Genomic DNA, 5,170 nt, shown 5'->3' with positions numbered 1-5,170 from the left:
TTTTTCGGGTTGGTCCCGGCGGACAGTGGCAGCACCCGAAGACTGCTCGCGGGGCACCACGAGCAAACCACCTGGTGCGCCCCGGTGGTGGGGTCCTGAGTGTCTTTGTGATCCAGAACTCAGCCGGCGATGTTGCCCTGTTTAGGAGTCAGTCGGGTAAACACGGACTCTCACGATTCTGTAGATTTGTGGACCTTAATGACCGTGTCGCCGGATGGACGGAAACGGCGCGGGTCCATAGTCTCAGGTGGCGTGGTCTGAAGGGCCACTGTCTTAGGTACCGAGGTTGATGCCTATCGAGGGCCAGGAATCACCTCCGCACCAGCATGGATACTCCGGATCAAGGACACAGGCAGCAACCCCGACGCCGGCCCGGCTTCCTACACTGGAGCTCAGGCACTCAGCCCGAGAGGTCCGGAACCGCGATCTCCTGGGCGGATCGCGGGAATAGACGGCTTCCTCCCACGCAATTTTCCTTAGCAGTGCGTTAGCCATATATCTTCTGCAAACCCCTGAGTTACGTTATGACGGGCTTCGGGACAGCAACTTCGATGATGGAAAGAACCCAGGGTCACCGCTGAGAAAACGGACCTCAGATAAGCGGGGGCCAGCTTGTTAGCTGCCTTGGAATTCGCGTTTGAGGCTCTATGAGCAGCCCATCATAATTTGCTTGACGCTGGGTATGACCTGAATTATGGTTAGCTACCGAGCGATCGATCGGTAGCACGAATGGGATCGCACAACAAGGGACCGCAGCGCTGACCCGACTACTAAGACTGTCCTCGGACGGCATGTATCCCGAGTTGCCGATGCGATCCGCACCGAAACATGCGATGCCTTAACTATCGTCCTGACTAACCTTTGCCGTCTGGTTAAGAGGGGTATGGGCCGAGGGACCGGACCCGGAATCAACGAACAACTGACATCGCACCACCACAAAGGAATCTCCATGGCACTTAACCTCAATGTCGAGCAGCCACCAAAGGCGGCCAGCGCAGCATCTATCAGACGACGCTCCATGATGGCCAGTACAGTCGGCAACGTCTTGGAATGGTACGAGTGGAGCGCCTACGCGGTGTTCGCGCCCTTCATTGCGAAGGCAATGTTCAATTCAAGCGATCCCGTCTCAGCGTTGCTGTCAACCTTGGCGGTATTCGCTGTTGGTTTCCTCATGCGACCACTCGGCGGCATCGTTTTCGGACGCATTTCAGATGTGAAGGGCCGCAAGTTCGTTCTGATAACAACGATGCTCATGATGGCAGGCGGGTCGTTGCTGATTGGTCTAATGCCCACCTACGGTCAGATCGGCATTGCAGCTTCCGTTCTGTTGCTTGTCGCCCGCGTTGCCCAGGGATTTGCGCACGGCGGTGAATCTGCAACTGCCAATACCTACATCGCAGAGATTGCACCCCACAATAAGCGCGGTCAGTGGGGCTCTATTGTATTCGTGGCAATCTTCGGCGGATCTGTCCTTGCCTTCTCAATCGGCGGCGGAGTCACGAATGTCCTCTCCGATACGGAAGTTGCCGAGTGGGGATGGCGTATCCCGTTCCTCTTCGGCGCCGTACTCGCCCTTGCCGCACTGTACATGCGACGCGGCATGAGTGAAAGCGAAGTCTTCGACGGACAGCAGGAAGCGCAGGCTGTAAACACGTCCCCGCCCCTGGACCGCAAAAAGCTCGTGCGGTCCATCCTGATGATGATCGGCATGACATCCGGCATCACAGCAGCTCACTATACGTGGACGTCGTACGCGTCCACCTATGCGATCACCAGGCAGGGCATGGATGCCGAAGGAGCCTATTGGGTTACTGTTCTCGCGCAATTGATTGCACTGGTCTCGCTGCCTCTTTGGGGCAGGTTGTCCGACAGGATCGGACGGCGCCCTGTCCTCATCGGCTTCGCAGTCGCGATGATCATCGCCCAAATTCCACTGATGAGTATGATCAACTCCCAGCCTTGGACGTTGTTCGTGGCCTCCACGACGGCTCTGCTTATCGTGGGCGCTTCCGGTGCCCTGCTCGCGTCCGTTCTTTCTGAAGCATTCCCAACTAGGATCCGGACGCAGGGCATTGGTTTCGCTTACTCGTTTTCGGTTGCAATTTTCGGCGGCACTGCACCTTATCTCAATGCACTTTTCAACAGCTGGTCTCTGGGCTGGATGTCGAATGTCTACATAATGATCCTTTGTGCAATGACGGGCCTCGTGGTCTTCAAACTGCGTGAGACCAAAGGTATCGACTTGAAAGACGCTTAGCAGCTCAGTTCGATGGCATCTGCCCCTTGGCTTCCAGCTAAAGGGGCAGATGCTTTTGCGATGATACGGTCCGGTGTCGGTTCGGACTTAGGCTGGCGAGTTTTTACGGTGAGCCAGGGCCGGCGTTTCCTGGGGCACGGGTAACTACGGGCGCACCACGGGGAAGCTTTCGCGCCTTGAAGTAGTCAGCCGGGCACTGGTTCCGCAGGCAGAACAGTACTGTTCGGGTTGCGGAATTGGGCATCCGTGGCCGTTGTTCTCTTTGTCATGTTAGCGGCCATGAAAAACTGCCCGTAGGCGGCCACGAAAATGCCCACTGACGGCCAGTAGAACTGCCCACCGGTGGCCATGAGATCTGCCCACTTCCTTACTTGTCCTGCCGCGTCTTAAGCGGCGGGGGCCTCTCCCCGGGATTTGATGACGGTGTCTAGTCGCACCAAATGTCGCCCCGGGAAGAGGCCCTGTATGAAGTCTGACGGAGAAATCATGGAAATTCTTGCTGCCTATGATCTGACCGGATCGTTGCGTGCAACCGCGGAACTGACGGGCTGTTCCCATCACACTGTTGCCAGGCATGTTGCGGCGCGGGATGCGGGGCGACCCATCGCTGAGCCAGCGCCCCGTGATCGTGTCGCTGACGCGTTCCTGCCCAAGATCGAGGAATGGGTCGAGGCATCCAAGGGCAGAATCCGCGCCGATAAAGCCCACGAGAAGCTGCTCGCCTTGGGTTATGCGGGTTCGGAGCGGTCCACCCGCCGGGCGATCGCCCAGGTCAAGGCCGCCTGGCGGCTGGGTCACACACGTGTCCACCGCCCCTGGATCGCGGAGCCGGGGATGTGGCTGCAGTACGACTTCGGTGACGGGCCGCGCATCGGCGGAGTGAAGACCATCCTGTTCGTGGCCTGGCTGGCGTTCTCGAGGTTCCGGATCGTGATCCCGTTGCGGGACCGGACCGCGCCGAGCGTGTTCGCTGCCCTGGACCGGTGCTTCCGGGTCCTGGGCGGGGCACCTACGTATGTGCTCACCGACAACGAGAAGACCGTGACCACCGCCCACGTCGCCGGGGTACCGGTGCGCAACCAGCAGACCCTGGACTTTGCCCGGCACTACGGGGTCACTGTGCTAACCTGCCAGCCCGCTGACCCGGCTACGAAGGGCGGGGTCGAGGCCTCGGTGAAACTGGCCAAGGCTGACCTGGTGCCGACCGACACCAACCTTCGGACCCAGTACTCCTCTTTCGCTGCGCTTGAGGCGGCCTGCGAGGCGTTCATGGACGAAGTGAACAACCGTGAGCATCGCACCACACGGCGCAAACCCGCCGCGGTGCTCATCGACGAAGCGCCCAGGCTGCACCGTATTCCGGATACCGCGCACACGGTCGCGTTTGGGCTGGCCCGCACCGTTCCGGAGAACACCCCGATGGTGACGTTCGAGAACGCCCAGTATTCCGTCCCGGCGCACCTGCTCGGCGCAAGGGTGTTCGTCCGCTCCCACGGCACCGGCCCGGGCGAACAGATCATCATCGTCCACCACAGCCCCGGTGGCCCGGTTGAGGTCGCCCGGCATGAGCGGGCACGGCCCGGCAGCCCGGCCATCAACGATGAGCACTTCCCCGGGACCAGGACCCGGATCCCGGGCGATTACACACCCAAAGCCCGCACCGCTGACGAGGCCGCGTTCCTCGCCATCGGCAACGGCGCCGCCACCTGGCTGGCCGAAGCCGCCGCAGCCGGCACGGCACGGATGCACGTGAAAATGGCCGAGGCCGTGACCCTGGCCAAACTCGCAGGCACTGCCGCAGTGGATCGGGCCCTGGGCGACGCCGCACTCCATGGCCGCTTCGCCCACGGCGACCTGGCCTCGATCCTGAACGCGAACATCAGACGCACCACCACCCACGCCGCGGACGAGACCCGATCCCTGACCCAGGGCACGGGCGCCTGGGCAGGCTTGGGCGCAGCGACCTCAGACACCGTAAGGGAGCAGAGCCGATGAGCCCCGTCAGCACCACGAACACCACCGCCCCGGCCCTGCCGGCCGAGCTGGAAGCTTTGATGCGGCAACTGAAGATGCCCCACGCCCGGGCCTTGGCGCCGGAACTGATCGCCACCGCACGCGCTCAGCGCTGGGAACCGGTCGAGATCATCAAGGCCCTGTTCGCCGAAGAAGCCGCCGGCCGGGCCCGGTCCATGCTCGCCACCCGCCGCAAGGCAGCAGGCTTCCCGACCGGCAAAACCTTCGACGCATGGGACCCCGCGGTCTCTTCGATCCCCGCCCCGACCCAGCAGGCCCTGCGCACCCTGGAATGGATCACACGGCGGGAGAACCTGGTCGTCTGCGGGCCCTCCGGCACCGGGAAAACCTTCTTCCTCGAAGCCCTCGGCCAGCAGGCCGTCGAAGCCGGCATGCGCGTGGCCTGGTTCAGACTCGAGGACCTCGGCGCCCTGATCCGGGCCCACCGCACCGACGACAGCGTCACCCGCGCCGTCACCAGAATCCTGCGCGCCGAGCTGGTCGTGATCGATGACATCGGGCTTCTGCCCGTGGCCACCGACGCCGCCGAAGGCCTCTACCGGGTCGTGGACGCCGCCTACGAAAAACGCTCCGTCGCCATCTCCTCGAACCTGCACCCCGCGGGCTTCGACGAACTCATGCCCAAAACCCTGGCCACCGCCACCGTGGACCGTCTCCTGCACCACGCCCATGTCTGCCAGACCAGCGGCGACTCGATCCGCCTCACCCAGGCCCTCGCCGGGAAAGGAGTCAGCCAACTGAACTAACAAAAACCAGCCATGGCCAATCCCGCCGAACCGCTCAGTGGGCAGATCTGTTGGCCATCATCGGGCAGTTTTACTGGCCACCAGCGGGCACATCAACTGGCCGCCCGTGGGCAGAAACCAATGGCCATTGACA

The 5,170-nt window shown here is 62.0% G+C and carries 3 protein-coding genes; all 3 read left to right on the top strand.

All coding sequences use genetic code 11. The features are described 5' to 3' along the window. The first annotated feature begins 949 nt into the window (after positions 1 to 949). The 3 genes from AC5RW2_RS40285 (at position 950) to istB (ending at position 5,037) form a co-directional block, all read left to right on the top strand. On the top strand, positions 950 to 2,257 hold the full coding sequence (locus AC5RW2_RS40285) for an MFS transporter (RefSeq protein WP_493986543.1): 1,308 nt from the start codon (positions 950 to 952) through the stop codon (positions 2,255 to 2,257). 465 nt (positions 2,258 to 2,722) lie between these two features. Continuing rightward, positions 2,723 to 4,252: an IS21 family transposase gene (gene istA, locus AC5RW2_RS40280; RefSeq protein ID WP_494002558.1), complete on the top strand. Its 1,530-nt coding sequence runs from the start codon at positions 2,723 to 2,725 to the stop codon at positions 4,250 to 4,252. After that, positions 4,249 to 5,037 carry an IS21-like element helper ATPase IstB gene (gene istB / locus AC5RW2_RS40275; RefSeq protein ID WP_493986702.1) on the top strand — a complete coding sequence of 263 codons (789 nt, stop codon included), beginning with the start codon at positions 4,249 to 4,251 and terminating at the stop codon, positions 5,035 to 5,037. The genes istA and istB overlap by 4 nt, the downstream gene beginning before the upstream one ends. The last annotated feature ends 133 nt before the right edge of the window (positions 5,038 to 5,170 follow it).

Source organism: Arthrobacter sp. B0316-1-20, from assembly GCF_059091865.1.
Note: the sequence above shows the minus strand (reverse complement) of the source record. Positions and strands in the feature narration are given on the sequence as shown.

Coding starts and splice junctions, on each gene's coding strand:
- AC5RW2_RS40285 (WP_493986543.1), top strand. CDS start 950: ATGGCACTTAACCTCAATGTCGAGCAGCCACCAAAGGCGGCCAGCGCA.
- istA (WP_494002558.1), top strand. CDS start 2,723: ATGAAGTCTGACGGAGAAATCATGGAAATTCTTGCTGCCTATGATCTG.
- istB (WP_493986702.1), top strand. CDS start 4,249: ATGAGCCCCGTCAGCACCACGAACACCACCGCCCCGGCCCTGCCGGCC.